Below are 15,399 nucleotides of genomic sequence, written 5' to 3' on the forward strand. Positions count from 1 at the left end.
AGAAAAATTATTAACCTAGCACTCTTCTAGCTCAATTTTTATGAAGATGAAATCCCCATATTTAAGCCTTGCCCCCCGTGAAATCCAAGTCCACAGAGCGACAATAATCCATAAACAATTGCGCAGGTTTTGTTGGTTCATTGGTCTTTAAGTGCGCCATGATCAGAGTGGAGCTTTCCATTTCATCTTCAATATCCACATAGGCCAGCGCCTTACCATCGTATGTGGTTTTGCTACATGGGCGCGTCACCAGTACAGAAAAGCCCTGTTCTTGCCCCACCATACAACGCACCATCTCAATGGAAGGCGATGTGTAAGCCACTTCTGGATGCAGCCCCTTTTCGGTGAAGATGCTAAGAAAATAGTTGCGACTCGGAATCACGTCCAATAGCACCATAGGCTCTCGGCTTAACTCCGCTAAAGTAACACTAGGTTTTGTCGCGAGGGGGTGATTGGCTGGCAATAAAGCATAAGGCTTGTGTGGTGCATTAAGGATTTCCTTCTGAATAGAATTATCCAATTCCAAATCGTACAAGAACGCCATATCAAACTGCCCACGGTGTAAGCCCACCATGATTTCGTGCTGCTCCCCATCGCGCATTTGAATTTCGATGTCTGGGTATTGTGCTTTAAAACCTGCAATCAACTTTGGAATGTACAGAGGTGCAACGGACTCGAAGCAGCCTATGGATATTTTTCCGCTGGTGGTTTCACTGTCAGCTAGGGTATTTTGCTCAAACTCATGGGAAAACCTGAGTAGCTCCCTTGCCTTGTTATAAAAGCGACGACCACTGGGTGTCAGAGACACCCCTTGGGCATGATGTCGAATCAATAATTGCTGCCCAAATGAATCTTCTAGATTCTTAATTGCAATCGAAATGGAAGGCTGTGCGATGTGAAGTTTGCGTGACGCTTCAGCAATGCTTTCCGTCTCCACGACCGTCGTAAAATAGTGCAATTGCTTCAACGTAAAATATCTCATACACCACCCCGATTAATTTACAAAATATTGTTTATCATATGAATTGAATAGATTTTTATTTAGCAACCAAAATGCCACCGCCTATTTAAAAGTTTTTAAATAACATTAAGATGCTGATTTATAAGAATAAAATTATTAAGCAGCAAAAAACGTCCTATCCGAGATGCCAATTCATCATCATTTTAATGCTCTAAAACGGGGCATTCTTTTCATTTGTGACAACGCCTTTGTCTACCGCGGTGCATAATTTTTTTATAGGTCTACCCCCAGGTACTAGATAGTTTTTTTAAAACTAGAAACCAAGAAAATACTAATTGCCAGTCTTCCCGATCTGCCTACATAGTGATTGCACAGATTAGGAGTTTTATTGCTATGACAGACAACAACTTCTAATGCATTTTTTGAAAGTAAGGTGGCAAATCTATGATGTTCGATTGGGACTATCTGTTCAGTTTGTTTAGCTTGTCAGACTTCTGGTGGGCAAGCTGGACTGTAATTAAGCTCAGTATTGCAAGCTGGGTGTTAAGTATCATTGTCGGTTTCGTACTCGCGCTCGGTAAGCAATCTAAATATGCCGTGCTCAGTGGTCCCGCAAAATTTTACATCTGGTTATTCAGAAGCTTACCTTTGCTGGTGTTGTTGATCTTTGTCTACAACATGCCTCAGGTCTTCCCAGCCAGCGCCGCTATCTTAGCTGACCCTTTCTGGGCGGGTTTGATTGCCATGGTCATGTGTGAAAGTGCTTACGTGGCAGAGATCCATCGAGGGGGCTTACTTTCCATTCCCAAAGGACAAGGTGAAGCGGCGAGAGCCCTTGGCATTCGCTTTGTGGGAGCCCAATGGCTGGTGGTCATTCCTCAGGCTTTACGGGTTGCTTTGCCGGCGCTGACCAACGAGTACATCTCTATTGTGAAACTGACGTCCCTTGTGTCGGTTGTCTCTCTCACAGAAGTCCTAATGGTGGGACAACGCCTTTACACCCAAAACTTTCTAGTATTAGAAACCATGGCAGCCGTGGCCATTTACTATGTTGCCATTGTCACTGTGTTCGACTTCTTACTTAATCGTTTAGAGAACTACTTGGACGTCACTAAAAACACCAAGACTAAACAACCTTCTGCTGAACTGATCGAACAAGTAAAAAGTGCGCCAGCCCCAGCGGTTTCTCAAGCGCCTAGCTTTGATGGTCCAGCCCTACAAGCCTCTAAGCTTCACAAAGCCTTTAATAATGTTGAAGTACTTGGCTCGGTCAACCTAAGTATCAATTCTGGTGAAGTGGTCTCCGTCATTGGCCCCTCTGGCTCAGGCAAAACCACCCTTATTCGCCTAATGAATGGCTTGGAGCAACTGGACAACGGTGAGATCCATTTGAATGGTCAATCCTTCTTGAAACTGCTGCGCCATGGCCCAGATAAAACCAAGTTTGTCGAGCAATCTAGCCTGCGTCGAAACATTGGCATGGTGTTCCAAAGTTTCAACTTATTCCCACACCTTACCGTGCTGGAAAACCTAATGCTGGCCCCTCGCTACCACAAAATGGGCTCCCGCAAAGAGTTAGAAATGCAGGCCTTCCAGCTTCTCAACAAAGTAGGAATGCTAGAGCACGTTTGGAAGTACCCACACCAGTTATCTGGCGGTCAACAGCAACGTGTTGCCATTGCCCGTGCCTTGATGATGCGTCCTCAAATCATGCTGTTTGACGAACCAACCTCAGCCCTCGACCCAGAGAAGGTAAACGAAGTGCTACAGGTCATCGAGGATCTGGCCCAGGAAGGTATCACTATGGTGATCGTCACTCACGAAATGAATTTCGCCTTTAAAGTCTCTGATCGAGTGGTCTTTATGGAGCAAGGTCGCATCGTATGTGACGACGCCCCAGCGGTACTCAGAGAAGGCAACAACCCAAGAATTGAAGCGTTCCTTAAAGACGTTTCCCTAGCATAACGGCTCAACCGAAACAGATTGGAGTATTTCATGCTTGAACAATGGCAAATAGACCAGTACCACGAACAAGGCTACCTCGTTGTCAATGCAGTATTGACTGACAAAGAAGTCGCAGACTTACAAGCGGACTTTGACGCTTGGGTCGAGGAAAGCCGCTCCCACGATGCACCTTGGGGCGACACCATCGACGGTCGTGCACGCTTTGATATTGAAGAAGACCATACCCCAGAGCACCCGTCTCTGCGCCGCGTCACGTCACCGACCGAGATTTCCGAAGCTTTTAAACGCACGGCGCTGGAATCAAAAGTTGCGCAAATGGCAGGTCAATTAATTGGCGGTCATGGAGCACGCTTGCACCACAGCAAAATCAACTCCAAATTGCCTCACACTGCCACGCAAGTGAAATGGCATCAGGACTTCCCATTTACGCCTCATAGTAATGATGACCTAGTGACCTGCTTGCTGATGATCAGTGATGTGACGCCAGAAAACGGCCCCCTTCAGGTGATCCCAGGTAGCCACAAAGGCACCCTATTTTCACACTGGAACAATGAGCGTTTCACGGGTTATGTGAAGCCAGAAATCGAACAAGAATACTGTCAAAACCCAGTCTCTTGCTACGGTCCATCTGGTTCCGTTTGCTTTATGCACACCCGTCTGCTGCATGCTTCAAGCCCGAATGAAACAGAGTTCCCGCGGACCCTATTTATCAGTGTGTTTGCCGCCGAAGATGCCCTGCCTTTCGGCGAAAACCCACTGCCGAGTCTTCACACTGGCACCCTTGTTTGGGGTAAAGAAAGCGGCGAAATTCGCAGCACTCCCAATACCCTAAAACTGCCACAAAAACCCAAAGGCGCTTCGTTTTTTGTCCAGCAAGCTGGCAAAGACTCAATCGCTGAATAATTAAAATCACACAAAAGGAACCACCAAGATGTTTAAGAATCGTATTGCTCGCTCAACTCTTCGCTCGGTTGCCGTTGGCACAGTGAGCGCCCTACTGGCTGTGTCGTCTATGAGTGCTCTAGCATTCAAAGAAGAAGGCAAAATCATTGCCGGATCTGACATTACCTTCTTCCCATACGAATACATGGACAACAACAAACCCGCTGGCTTCGACATCGAATTTCTAGACGGTCTTGCGAAAGTGATGGGACGTGAAGCGGAAAACATCGATACCCGCTGGGCGAACCTTATCCCAGGTCTGCGTGGTGGTCGTTTTGATATCACCAACTCGTCCATGTACATCACAGCTGACCGCCTAAAAGTCATCGACATGATTCCTTACCTTAAAAGTGGTGTCTCCATCCTTGCGGTAAAAGGCAACGACTACCAGCCTAAAACCCCAGAAGATTTCTGTGGCCACAAAATCGGCTCCATGGCCGGCACCGCTTGGTTGAAAAAGATTCAAACCTTGTCCAAAGAATACTGTGAAGCAAACGGACTAGAGCCCATTGCCATCAGCGAATACCCAACGGACCCACAAACCACTCAAGCCATGCTATCTCGTGCGGTAGAAGCTCAAATCACCGATGCTGCCGTAGCTCGTGGTGTGGTAGATAAACTAGGTAACCGTATCGTTATTTCTTCCGACACCATCATCTACGCTGTTCTAAACGGATTCGGTGTGAGAAAAGGCAACGACGAAGTGAAACAAGCCTTGATTGAAGGTCTAGAGAAATTCAGCAAAACCCCTGAATACGCCGCGCTGCTGAAGAAGTACAACTTCCAAGCGCCAACGGCAGCAGATCTAGAAGAACTGATGCCTAAATAACCCCCCAGCAGTACCCGCGCGCTCACCTTGAGCGCGCATTTTGGAGACAGATATGGCCCTCTCAACCGAAGAACAGATTCGCATCGACCTCGCCGCCTCCCTTCGCATTGTTGCTCACCTTGGCATGCACGAGGCCGTGGCGAACCATTTCAGCGCTGCCGTATCAGAAGACGGCAAACAGTTTTTAATCAATCCCAAGTGGAAGCACTTCTCCCGTGTCAAAGCCAGTGAACTACTGTTGCTGGATGCCGACGACGCCTCCACCGCAGAACGCCCAGAAGTGGACGCCACCGCTTGGTCGATCCACGGACAACTGCATCAGCGTTTACCCCATGTACGCGTTGCCATGCATCTTCACCCGGTCTACACCACTGCCGTATCCACCCTGAAAGATCCGCGCATTTTGCCCATCGACCAAAACACTGCCCGCTATTTTAACCGAGTGTCAGTGGACACCATGTTTGACGGCATGGCAGATACCGTGGAAGAGGGCGCACGCCTGTGTAGCTTGTTAAAGGACAATAGTCGCCTATTAATGGGCAACCATGGTGTCATGGTGACTGGAACAGATGTAGGTGTCGCCTTTGATGATATTTGGACACTAGAACGAGCTTGTCAGATCATGGTGACCGCCCTTTCAACGGGTCAGCCGCTTAATGTCTTATCTGACGAAGTGGCAGAAAAAACCGCTCAAGATTGGGAAAAAATCGAAGACTTCTCACGCCAGCACTTCGAAGAAATGAAAGCCCTGATGATCGCCCAAGATCCATCCTTATTGGATTAACGCAGGTCACACGACATGGCCGATGCGATCAGGCCATGTCGTCATATTTATTCACGGGTTTCTTTCACCGCTTGGTGGGCCTTAGCGACAGCTGATCTCGGAGTCATACCCCAGAGGCGCACAAACACCTTATACATAATCACCAAAAACAGCAGGGGAATGATAATGGTCTTTAACACAAATAAGGCAATTAAATTTAAGAAGTGATCTATGGACTGATTGAGGGTGTCAACATAACCTGTCACCTTATCTTTGGCGGCCATGGTCATGCGACTGAAGCCATCGCGAATGCTTGCGAAAGTACTCACCTTTCCCTCTAAGCGATCTTGCAAGTCTGACATGTCATCTTCCACATCATCCAAGTCTCTTTCGACCCGATCCAAATCCCCTTGAATACGGCGCAATTGAGCCAACAAACGATTACGTTGGCGCTCCAAGGCTCGCTCCTGGGTTGTTTTCTCGAATAAACCACTGAAACCAGAGCGTCCTTCTGCTGCAGTCACTAGGGCTTCTTCCACCCTATCAATCTGGGCAAGCTGATCCGATTCTTCTAGGGTTAGACGCTGGCGTTGTTGCACCAATAGCTGTTGTTTGGCTTGCTCTGCTTCCAACTCTGTGGCGACTTGGGCTTTAATTTCTTGGGATAAATCCAGTGCTTGGTCCAACTTATCAGGGGAAGCAGGAAACGCCTCCAAGGTGGCGTATTCTTTCTGTACTGCCTCATCGAGAAAGGCTTCATCCACCCAACTACTAGCCACCGCCACCATGGCAATCGAGAACTTACAAATCACCGCGAACAAAAACACCTTATAGGCCAGCACACGATGGCTCGTCCAAACAAACTTAGTAGCCAGATACATCACACCAGAAAGGGACAAAAACACTTTGAAATGAAGGGTTTGGAGAATCTCTACGAGAAATTTCTGAATCAATAAAGACGAGATGGCGTACTTCATCACCGAGGAAAAGTCCTCCACCAAGTCGTTCAATGGATCTAATAACTGACCAATTTGCACCGACCCCACAATCGGCACATTTAGGGTAATGGTAGACAAGACAGAAACCGTTGCATTAAACAGCCGCGCAATACCAAACGATGCCCCAGCGGAGACCAAAGACCCATTGATGTACTGCTCTGCGTATTGATCCACAACGCCTACCCAAGCAAAGACCACCAACGCTAAAACGATCAGCACATCCTTGTTTCGCTTAACGGATTCCAGCATTGCCTATGCTCCACTAATGTATTGAGAGTGCCACCAATTTAGCAGAGCTTATAGGGAACGCGAACCCTTTTACAAAAAAGCCCCTAGCGCATCCACGCTAGGGGCTTTTTAATGGTCGCCGCTTGGCGCTCATATACCATTTAAGGATTACAGCTTCGCACTCAGTTCAGGTAAAGCCTTAAACAAATCCTCTTGTAACCGGTAATCTGCCACTTGGAAAATAGGGGCGTCATCGTCGTTGTTAATGGCTACGATGACTTTAGAGTCTTTCATCCCTGCAAGGTGCTGAATGGCCCCCGAAATACCGCAGGCGATGTATAGATCAGGGGAGACCACTTTGCCGGTCTGCCCCACTTGCCAATCATTAGGGGCGAAGCCCGAGTCAACCGCCGCCCGGGAGGCCCCTACTGCGGAGCCTAGCTTATCGGCTACCGGTAAGATAAATGTCTGAAAATTCTCCGCTGATCCCAGTGCACGACCGCCAGAAATAACCTTCTTAGCAGAAGACAACTCTGGTCTATCGGATTCGGATAATTGATCTGATAGATGAGCTGAATGTCCTGTTTCCAGAGTTACGGATAGGTGTTCAATCGGACATGCTGCGCCCTTACCTGCCGCTTCAAAGTTCGAAGTGCGTACCGTTAATACTTTGACCGTATCATTGGAAGTCACCGTTTGGATGCCATTTCCAGCGAAGATAGGACGCTTAAAGGTATCGCTACCCAGCACTTCAATCACTTCTGAGATTTGCATCACGTCAAGCTTGGCTGCCACACGTGGCAAGGTGTTTTTACCGGTGGTGGTCGCCGCCGCAACGATGGCACTGTAACCTTGCCCGCAGGCTAATAGAACTTGCGCTGTGGTTTCAGCCAGTTGATGGGCCAAGTCTGGGTGTTGAGCGACAAGCACTTTCCCCACCCCTTGAAGCAGGCAAGCTTGCTCCGCCACACTTTCGCATTGATCGCCCATGACTAATATGTCGACAGGGCCCATTTTTTGAGCGGCGGTCAATGCCTTGGCGGTATGCTCAGATAGAGTTTGGTTGTCATGTTCTGCCATCAATAATGTTGTCATTCCTTATCCCCCTTACAGCACACTGGCTTCATGTTTAAGCTTATCAAGCAGCTCATCGACGCTAGCCACTTGAATGCCTGCTTGACGCGGTGCAGGTGCTTCGGTGTTCGTGATGGTTAACCTTGGTTGAATGATGTCTTCCGACAATTCCAGATCCGATAAAGTGAGTTTGGCTAGGGGCTTCTTTTTAGCCTTCATAATATTGGGCAAGGAGGCGAATCGCGGCTCATTCAACCGAAGGTCCGTTGTGACGATGGCAGGTAAGGTTAATTGCAAGGTTTGCAGACCACCGTCTACTTCGCGTGTCACCTTCAGTTTGTCTGGAGTTGCTATATCCACGTCTGAGGCAAAGGTGCCTTGGGGCCAATCCAGTAACGCCGACAACATTTGACCGGTTTGATTGCAGTCGTCGTCAATGGCTTGTTTGCCAAGAATCACCAGACTGACTTGCTCTGACTCAGCCACAGATTTCAAAATCTTAGCCACCGCCAAAGGCTCCACTGCCTGCTCACCTACTTCAACCAAGATACCTCGGTCGGCTCCCATAGCGAGCCCTGTACGCAAAGTCTCTTCGGACTTGCTGACTCCCACTGACACCAAGATCACCTCTGAAGCCGCGCCGGATTCTTTTAGGCGAATGGCTTCTTCCACGGCTATTTCATCAAATGGGTTCATGGACATCTTTACGTTCGCTAGATCCATCCCAGAACCATCAGCTTTTACGCGCACTTTTACGTTGTAATCCACCACACGTTTTACCGCGACCAGTACTTTCATATTCCTCTACCTATGCAAAATATGCGTGGACAGACACCTGAGCTGCCCACGCAATCGGTTAACTAAAGGTCTTTGACCAAACGAAGGGCGTCATAAATGGCCGCATGTGTATTGCGAGTGGCCACCGCATCCCCAATACGAAACAGCTGATAACGTCCGTCTGGATTACGCAGGACATCCTGTGCAACGCCAGCAATGAGCTGATCATGGGACATTTCCCCAAGGTTTGTAGAGTTAGGCTTCAGCTCGAAGTAGATGTCATCAAGGGGGATGACGCCGTGGTTGACGATGATCTGGTCATACTCTTTTATCTGAGACACGCCGCCATAATCGCTACCAATATGCGCTTTTAAGGTCGTGCCTTCTTTATCCACCGCATGCAATCGGTAGGTGACAGTAAAGCGAGTATCCAGAGCTTGCAGGGTACGCATATAGGGCACTAAGTTCATGGCCATCACTTCGGGAGCAAAGGCGCGGTCTGGAGTCATGATTTCGACCTTGGCTCCACTCTTAGCAATGATTTCAGCGGCCTGTAGCCCTGCATGGTCTCCAGCGTCATCAAAAATCAGCACATTTTTGCCGGGCTTCACGCTTCCAGAAATAATGTCCCAAGTAGAGATCACATGGTCATTGCCATGGGCCAATACCTCCGTGTCTGGCAGTCCACCGGTTGCCACAATGACAACGTCCGGGTTCTCTGCTTCCACTTCTTCGGCTTCGGCCCAAATATTGAACTTAAAGGTGACCCCAAGTCGTTCGCACTCAGCCATACGCCAATCAATGATGGACATCATCTCTCTACGGCGTTCGCTCTGTGCGGTCAGCAACACTTGCCCACCGGCCTTGCTTGACGCCTCTAAGACCACCACTTGGTGACCACGCTCTCCAGCCACACGAGCGGCCTCTAGTCCCCCTGGCCCAGCACCAATCACTACCACTTTTTTCTGGGTGTCAGCCTTGGAGATAATGTGAGGCATGGTTTGCTCACGGCCAGACGCAGCATTGTGAATACACAGGGCTTCGCCACCTTGATAAATACGATCTAAACAGTAGTTGGCGCCAACACAGGGACGAATCTGCTCTTCCCGTTTTTCGATAATTTTTTTAACAATATGAGGGTCGGTTAAATGGGCGCGGGTCATGCCAACCAGATCCACCTTGCCTGACGACACCGCATAGCGAGCGGTGGCTACGTCTGGAATCTTAGCCGCATGCAGCACAGGCATACCCGTTGCGGCACGAATCTCACCGGCAAAATCCAAATGGGGGTTATTCGCCATCCCTTGAATCGGAATCACATCGGTCAGTCCTGGATCCGTATCAATGTGCCCCCGTACCACGTTAAGGAAATCCACCATGCCACTGGCTTTCAGGCGACGAGAGATTTCAAACCCTTCTTCCGGACTGATGCCATTTGCCAGCATTTCGTCACCTGTATAGCGCATGCCGATAATGAATTCTGGGCCTACTCGTTTGCGCATTTCCGTTAATACATCAAAGGTGAACTGCAAACGGTTGTCCAAAGAACCTCCGTATGGTCCTTCTAAGGTATTGGTCAAAGGTGACCAGAACTGATCCATTAGGTGTCCGTAGGCTTGTAGCTCAATCCCGTCCATGCCACCCGCTTTCATGCGTTCCGCCGCATCCGCATAGTCTTTTATAATGCGCTCAATATCCCAATCTTCCAGTTGTTTAGGAAAAGCACGATGGGCAGCTTCCCGTTGATGGGACGGCGACACCACTGGCAACCAATGAGCTTTATCCCAGCGGGTACGACGTCCCAAATGGGTTAATTGAATCATGATTGCGGTATCATGCTCATGCACTGCATCGGTCAAATCTTTTAAGTAAGGAACCACTTCATCTTTGTAGACCAGTAGATTGTTGAACACTGGCGGACTGTCTTTTGAGACGGCAGCGGAACCTGCGGTCATGGTCATGGCCACCCCGCCTTTTGCACGCTCTGCATGGTAGGCAAGGTAACGTCCTTTCGGCATGCCATCTTCTGGATACGCCGGCTCATGGGAGGTCATGATAATGCGATTTTTTAGGGTCAAGTGCTTGAGCTGATAGGGCTGCAAAAGAGGATCATTGGACACGACCGCACTCCTTATGTCTTTTGTGACTTTTGTCTTTGTGACTTTTGTCTTTGTGACTTTGTCTTTGTGAATGGGACTGGCATATTTTTTATTAGGTTATTTATTAACCGCTTTTTTTCGATCCTAATTAAAAATGTACAGATGCGTCAATTAATAAATTAAGCTATTTTAAAAATATTCATAAATGTACAATTTCAACTTAACGACTCTGTACATTTCTATAAAAGTTAAGGGCTAGAGCAACATGAAAAAGCAAGCAAGCAGCGACTCAGGCTGGCGAGGTTCACCAGAAGTTTGGTTTGAAGCCGCCATAGAGATCTTGTTGGAGTCGGGTATTGAAGCTGTGAAAATTTCGACACTGGCTAAGCGCTTAAACATTTCTCGAACCAGTTTTTATTGGTTCTTCACCGATCGAGAAGCCTTACTCAGGGAGCTGGTGTCTTACTGGCAACGGAAAAATACTGGCAGTTTGATTAAGCAAGTCGAAGCCTATGCTGAAACCTTACCGGAAGCGGCTTTAAACATATTTGACTGCTGGTACGACCAAGAACTTTTTGACTCGAAGCTGGAATTTGCCATTCGAAGCTGGTCGCTGCAATCAGAAGAGATCCGCCAAGCGGTACAGGCTGCAGACGACGAACGTCTAGCAGCCCTCATCGCCATGTTCGAAAAATTCGGCAAAGCGAACATTGATGCCGTAGTACATGCTCGCACCTTATATCTGGTGCAAATCGGTTACATCACCATGCAAACCAAAGAGCCATTAGAGGTGAGAATTCAATGGGTGCCGGGCTATGTGAAAGCGTTCACGGGAGAAGACGCCACAGAAAGTGAACTGCGCCGCTTCCAACATCGCCATGGCTACATAAACAAGGAGTAATGGGAATCATGACAACACAGTCCAGAACCATAGGTATTATTGGTGGCTTAGGTTGGTTAGGATCAGCACTCCTGCATGCCGCCCTCGATCACCCTAACCTGCAAGGGGTTCGCTTTGTTGTCTCCTCCCGCCGCCCCGCTCCACAGACATTACCAGAGCGAGTCTCCTTTACTCAGGACAACCAAGCCTTGGTGGAGGCAAGCGACCTGATCGTATTGTCCATCCGACCACAAGATTGGGCGGAGCTGTCGTTGGATATGACCGGAAAAACGCTGATTTCTTTTATGGCTGGCGTAACATGTGAGGACTTACACACCCGACATCATCCAAAAAACCTCATCCGTGCACTCCCCAACGGGGCTTGCTCGGTAAAACAGTCTTACACCCCTTGGTTTGCTAAGAGCGACCTTTCTCCTGACTTGGAACAATTGATTGGGGATCTGTTCGACAGTTTCGGGGCCCATGATCCCTATGACTCAGAAGATCACATTGACGTACTCACCGCCATTTCCGGCGCTGGACCCGGCTACCCTGCCTTGCTTGCACAGGCCTTAGAGCAATCAGCCATCGGGCTAGGCATCCCGTCTCACAAGGCCAGACGTGCAGTGAACGCCACCCTCAAAGGCAGCGGCTTGCTGATTCAGGATCTCCAACAATCCCCAGCAGACACCGTCTCACTCCTCGAATCCTACCAAGGCACCACCGCAGCGGGACTGTCCCAGATGAAAGCCGCGGACTACCTACAAGTGGTGGACTCTGGGGTACGCGCAGCCTACCAAAAAGCCCTTAATTTCCAAGATAAAAAAGACTAGCTCACCCAACAACCGATTCCCTAAACCGCTGACTTCTGACAACAAAAAAGCCCCTAGTGCTCTCACACTAGGGGCTTTTTAAATATCTATTCGATCGACGCATCAGTACCTTAGCCTCCTTTCAGGCAGACAAATATTGACATACATCGAAGATGCACTGACAACATGGCGCCATTTTTCCGGCCTAATTGGGTACTTATAATTTGGTGGCTAGACAAAACGTGATAGATTTATTGTAAGACCGCATTAGTAATATCTAGGGCACCCACATAAGGCACGCTCTAGGATAAACCGTATCAGCAGTTTCGTGATAAAAGGACGTATCAGTGATTCCAAATTACCAGCAGTTTATGCGCCCTTTCCTAGAGGTTGCCTACCAAGCTAAGCAGCAAGGCAAAGAAGAAGTAAGACTTCGAGACGTCATTGATGTCCTTGCCGAGCAATTTGAGCTTTCCGAAGAAGAACGTAGCGAACTCCTTCCCAGCGGTAGACAGCGCGTTATAGACAACAGAATTGGTTGGGCACGAACGTATTTAACCAAAGCCGGCTTGCTAGAAGCCACTCGACGAGCTCACTTCAGTATTACTGATCAAGGTATACAGGCAGTTAAAAGCAAAGAGACAATCGACAACGCTTACCTCAACCAATTTGAAAAGTTCATAGCCTTCAAACTACAGAGCAACAATGACTCTGAAAAGCTGCCCCTACAACCCCCTTTGCAAACAGAGAGCTTAAATGATGACGACATCACACCTGATGAAGCACTACTTGCCTCTTACAGAAAAATAAATGACGCATTAGTCGAAGATATTCTGGAACGAACTCGTAAAGTCACACCAGCATTCTTCGAACACCTACTGATAAACCTTTTACTCTCTATGGGCTACGGCAGCACAAAAGAAAGTACCGCCCATGCGTTGGGCAAATCAGGTGACAACGGTGTAGACGGTGTAATCAACCAAGATCCTCTTGGTGTTGATCAGATTTATATCCAAGCCAAACGCTATGCAGAAACCAACAAAGTCGGTGCTGGTGAAATTCGCGATTTCTTTGGAGCACTTAATCTAAAGAATGCACAAAAAGGCTTGTTTATTACCACCTCTGACTTTACCGCATCAGCCAAAGATACAGCTCATCAACTCAGTAGCCGAATAGTTCTTGTGAACGGAAAGGAGCTCGCTAAGCTCATGTTACGATACAACATTGGCAGTCGTGACGAACAAACTCTCCATCTTAAAAAGATTGATGAAGAGTTTTTTGAAGGGTAAAACATGTCAGGTCGCTATCAGAATTTGAACCCTCAAAAAGGCCTTATATGGCGTATTGTCCATGTAAGTAATATCCCTTGGATTCTAGAAAACGGGCTGTACTGTGCAAATTCAGCTGTTCAGTCTCCTAACTATGAAGCCATTGGTAATCCTGAGCTGATTCAAAAAAGGACACAAAGGGCAGTTCCTATTGAACCATACGGAACATTAAGCGATTACGTTCCATTTTACTTCACGCCGTTTTCTCCCATGATGTACAACATCTATACTGGAATCAGCGTGGCAAAAAGACGTAACGAAGAAATAGTCATATTGGTTTCATCAATCCCAAAGCTACTGGAACACGGTATTCCTTTCGTATTCACTGATCGACATGCCTACACTCAGTTGGCAGAGTTTTTCAATGAATATAACGACTTAAGCAACCTAGACTGGAACATTCTGCAAAATAGAGATTTCAAGCGTGATGCAAACGATCCAGAAAAAGTAGAGCGTTATCAAGCAGAAGCGCTTGTCTACCAGCACCTTCCTGTTCAGAGCTTATTAGGGATTATTTGTTATACTGAAGAAATTAAGCTTCAGCTGGAGCAAGCTGTTCAGGTAAGATCGCTTGCCCTAGAGGTCTACAAAATGACGCAATGGTATTTCTAATATGATTCATTACACACAAGGTAACTTGCTCGACGCAGAGGTAGATGCCCTAGTTAACACGGTTAATACCGTAGGTGTAATGGGCAAAGGAATCGCGCTGATGTTTAAAGAGCGTTTTCCTAAAAACATGGCTATCTACGCGCAAGCCTGTAAAGCTAAGCAAGTACAAACAGGTAAGATGTTTGTCACCTCAACAGATGAACTCACAGGCCCTCAATGGGTTATAAATTTTCCAACCAAGCAACACTGGCGTAGCCCTTCCAAAATGGAATGGATTGTAGAGGGACTGAAGGATCTGAGGTCATTTATTATTGAGAACAATGTGCGATCTATTGCCATTCCTCCATTAGGTGCAGGCAATGGAAAACTGAATTGGGATGAGGTGAAACCGCATATTGAGCAAATTCTTGCAGATTTGGATCATGTGGATGTATATGTCTACGAGCCAACGTCCCAATATCAAAATGTAGCTAAACGCAAAGGTGAACTCAAACTGACACCTGCTCGCGCCATGATCGCAGAGCTTGTTCGTCAATATTGGACGCTGGGCGTTGAGTGCAGCTTACTGGAAGTTCAAAAACTGGCTTGGTTCTTAGAACGATCTATCGAGCGTCACCCAGAATTAACAAACAACCCTTTAGACTTGCGTTTTGAAGCTAATATTTATGGCCCCTATGCAGACCGTCTTCGTCATGTTTTAGATCATTTGGATGGTACTTATCTAAAATGTGAAAAGCGTATCAGCGATAGTGATCCCCTTGATGTAATCTGGTTTGATGATGCTCAAAAAGAACGCTTAGAGGCTTATCTGAAAAGCAGTGAAATGAAGCCTTATAAAGCGGCTTTGACAGAAACAATTAAACTCATTGATGGTTTCGAGACCCCATTCGGCCTTGAGCTACTGTCAACTCTGGATTGGCTAGTCCACAAAGAGGAAGTCGAGCCCAATAAAGCAGCGCTAATGGACGGTATCAGCAAATGGCCAGCAGGTGTCGGAGCAGCAACTCGAAAGAGTAAAATCTTTCATGAAAAAGCCGTCGCCATTGCGCTTAATCGCTTAAAACCCTTCTATCAATTTGAGCTTGCGTAAAGTTCAACTTCAAAGGCGACTGTTCAGTCGCCTTTTTATTA

General features: G+C 47.6%; 14 protein-coding genes. 9 read left to right on the plus strand and 5 right to left on the minus strand.

Going from position 1 to position 15,399, the window contains the following annotated elements; translation table 11 throughout:
• Positions 1–61: 61 nt before the first annotated feature.
• Positions 62–982: a LysR family transcriptional regulator gene (locus tag ACFQ45_RS13325; RefSeq protein ID WP_377368490.1), complete on the minus strand. Its 921-nt coding sequence runs from the start codon at positions 980–982 to the stop codon at positions 62–64.
• Between the two features lie 423 nt (positions 983–1,405).
• Here ACFQ45_RS13325 and ACFQ45_RS13330 point away from each other — a divergent pair, with 423 nt between their 5' ends.
• Genes ACFQ45_RS13330 through ACFQ45_RS13345 form a run of 4 tightly spaced genes read left to right on the plus strand, consistent with a single transcriptional unit; the run spans position 1,406 to position 5,481 of the window.
• The gene (locus ACFQ45_RS13330; RefSeq protein ID WP_377368492.1) at positions 1,406–2,926 is read left to right on the plus strand and encodes an amino acid ABC transporter permease/ATP-binding protein; all 1,521 of its coding nucleotides are present in this window, start codon (positions 1,406–1,408) and stop codon (positions 2,924–2,926) included.
• A 30-nt stretch (positions 2,927–2,956) separates the two neighbouring features.
• On the plus strand, positions 2,957–3,829 hold the full coding sequence (locus ACFQ45_RS13335) for a phytanoyl-CoA dioxygenase family protein (protein ID WP_377368494.1): 873 nt from the start codon (positions 2,957–2,959) through the stop codon (positions 3,827–3,829).
• 28 nt (positions 3,830–3,857) lie between these two features.
• Entirely contained in the window at positions 3,858–4,697 is an 840-nt protein-coding gene (locus tag ACFQ45_RS13340; protein ID WP_377368496.1) for an ABC transporter substrate-binding protein, read from the plus strand.
• Positions 4,698–4,749: 52 nt separating this feature from the next.
• On the plus strand, positions 4,750–5,481 hold the full coding sequence (locus tag ACFQ45_RS13345) for a class II aldolase and adducin N-terminal domain-containing protein (protein WP_377368498.1): 732 nt from the start codon (positions 4,750–4,752) through the stop codon (positions 5,479–5,481).
• Positions 5,482–5,528: 47 nt separating this feature from the next.
• On the opposite strand, the gene ACFQ45_RS13350 is transcribed toward ACFQ45_RS13345, so the two are convergent.
• The 4 genes from ACFQ45_RS13350 to ACFQ45_RS13365 all read right to left on the minus strand — a co-directional run bounded on the left by ACFQ45_RS13350 (position 5,529) and on the right by ACFQ45_RS13365 (position 10,657).
• Entirely contained in the window at positions 5,529–6,707 is a 1,179-nt protein-coding gene (locus tag ACFQ45_RS13350; RefSeq protein ID WP_377368500.1) for a hypothetical protein, read from the minus strand.
• Positions 6,708–6,854: 147 nt separating this feature from the next.
• A complete protein-coding gene (locus ACFQ45_RS13355; RefSeq protein WP_377368502.1) occupies positions 6,855–7,781 on the minus strand; it encodes an electron transfer flavoprotein subunit alpha/FixB family protein in 927 nt (308 codons plus the stop codon).
• A 12-nt stretch (positions 7,782–7,793) separates the two neighbouring features.
• The gene (locus tag ACFQ45_RS13360; RefSeq protein WP_377368504.1) at positions 7,794–8,558 is read right to left on the minus strand and encodes an electron transfer flavoprotein subunit beta/FixA family protein; all 765 of its coding nucleotides are present in this window, start codon (positions 8,556–8,558) and stop codon (positions 7,794–7,796) included.
• Between the two features lie 62 nt (positions 8,559–8,620).
• Positions 8,621–10,657, minus strand: coding sequence for an oxidoreductase (locus ACFQ45_RS13365; protein ID WP_377368505.1), 2,037 nt, complete (start codon positions 10,655–10,657; stop codon positions 8,621–8,623).
• Positions 10,658–10,901: 244 nt separating this feature from the next.
• Between ACFQ45_RS13365 and ACFQ45_RS13370 the strand changes: the two genes are divergently transcribed.
• The 5 genes from ACFQ45_RS13370 (at position 10,902) to darG (ending at position 15,358) form a co-directional block, all read left to right on the plus strand.
• Positions 10,902–11,537, plus strand: coding sequence for a TetR/AcrR family transcriptional regulator (locus ACFQ45_RS13370; protein ID WP_377368507.1), 636 nt, complete (start codon positions 10,902–10,904; stop codon positions 11,535–11,537).
• 8 nt (positions 11,538–11,545) lie between these two features.
• Entirely contained in the window at positions 11,546–12,349 is an 804-nt protein-coding gene (locus ACFQ45_RS13375; protein WP_377368509.1) for a pyrroline-5-carboxylate reductase family protein, read from the plus strand.
• 326 nt (positions 12,350–12,675) lie between these two features.
• Entirely contained in the window at positions 12,676–13,617 is a 942-nt protein-coding gene (locus tag ACFQ45_RS13380; RefSeq protein ID WP_377368511.1) for a restriction endonuclease, read from the plus strand.
• 3 nt (positions 13,618–13,620) lie between these two features.
• Positions 13,621–14,268 carry a type II toxin-antitoxin system toxin DNA ADP-ribosyl transferase DarT gene (gene darT, locus ACFQ45_RS13385; protein WP_377368513.1) on the plus strand — a complete coding sequence of 216 codons (648 nt, stop codon included), beginning with the start codon at positions 13,621–13,623 and terminating at the stop codon, positions 14,266–14,268.
• 1 nt (position 14,269) lies between these two features.
• Positions 14,270–15,358: a type II toxin-antitoxin system antitoxin DNA ADP-ribosyl glycohydrolase DarG gene (darG, locus tag ACFQ45_RS13390; protein WP_377368515.1), complete on the plus strand. Its 1,089-nt coding sequence runs from the start codon at positions 14,270–14,272 to the stop codon at positions 15,356–15,358.
• Positions 15,359–15,399 lie beyond the last annotated feature (41 nt).

This window comes from Rhodanobacter aciditrophus (genome assembly GCF_042679525.1).
Classification (GTDB): Bacteria; Pseudomonadota; Gammaproteobacteria; order Pseudomonadales; family Marinomonadaceae; genus Marinomonas; species Marinomonas aciditrophus.

Bases quoted from the DNA above. Each gene is read 5' to 3' on its own strand.
- ACFQ45_RS13330 (WP_377368492.1), top strand. From the start codon at position 1,406: ATGATGTTCGATTGGGACTATCTGTTCAGTTTGTTTAGCTTGTCAGAC.
- ACFQ45_RS13360 (WP_377368504.1), bottom strand. From the start codon at position 8,558: ATGAAAGTACTGGTCGCGGTAAAACGTGTGGTGGATTACAACGTAAAA.
- ACFQ45_RS13375 (WP_377368509.1), top strand. From the start codon at position 11,546: ATGACAACACAGTCCAGAACCATAGGTATTATTGGTGGCTTAGGTTGG.
- ACFQ45_RS13345 (WP_377368498.1), top strand. From the start codon at position 4,750: ATGGCCCTCTCAACCGAAGAACAGATTCGCATCGACCTCGCCGCCTCC.
- darG (WP_377368515.1), top strand. From the start codon at position 14,270: ATGATTCATTACACACAAGGTAACTTGCTCGACGCAGAGGTAGATGCC.
- ACFQ45_RS13340 (WP_377368496.1), top strand. From the start codon at position 3,858: ATGTTTAAGAATCGTATTGCTCGCTCAACTCTTCGCTCGGTTGCCGTT.
- ACFQ45_RS13355 (WP_377368502.1), bottom strand. From the start codon at position 7,781: ATGACAACATTATTGATGGCAGAACATGACAACCAAACTCTATCTGAG.
- ACFQ45_RS13335 (WP_377368494.1), top strand. From the start codon at position 2,957: ATGCTTGAACAATGGCAAATAGACCAGTACCACGAACAAGGCTACCTC.
- ACFQ45_RS13350 (WP_377368500.1), bottom strand. From the start codon at position 6,707: ATGCTGGAATCCGTTAAGCGAAACAAGGATGTGCTGATCGTTTTAGCG.
- darT (WP_377368513.1), top strand. From the start codon at position 13,621: ATGTCAGGTCGCTATCAGAATTTGAACCCTCAAAAAGGCCTTATATGG.
- ACFQ45_RS13370 (WP_377368507.1), top strand. From the start codon at position 10,902: ATGAAAAAGCAAGCAAGCAGCGACTCAGGCTGGCGAGGTTCACCAGAA.
- ACFQ45_RS13325 (WP_377368490.1), bottom strand. From the start codon at position 982: ATGAGATATTTTACGTTGAAGCAATTGCACTATTTTACGACGGTCGTG.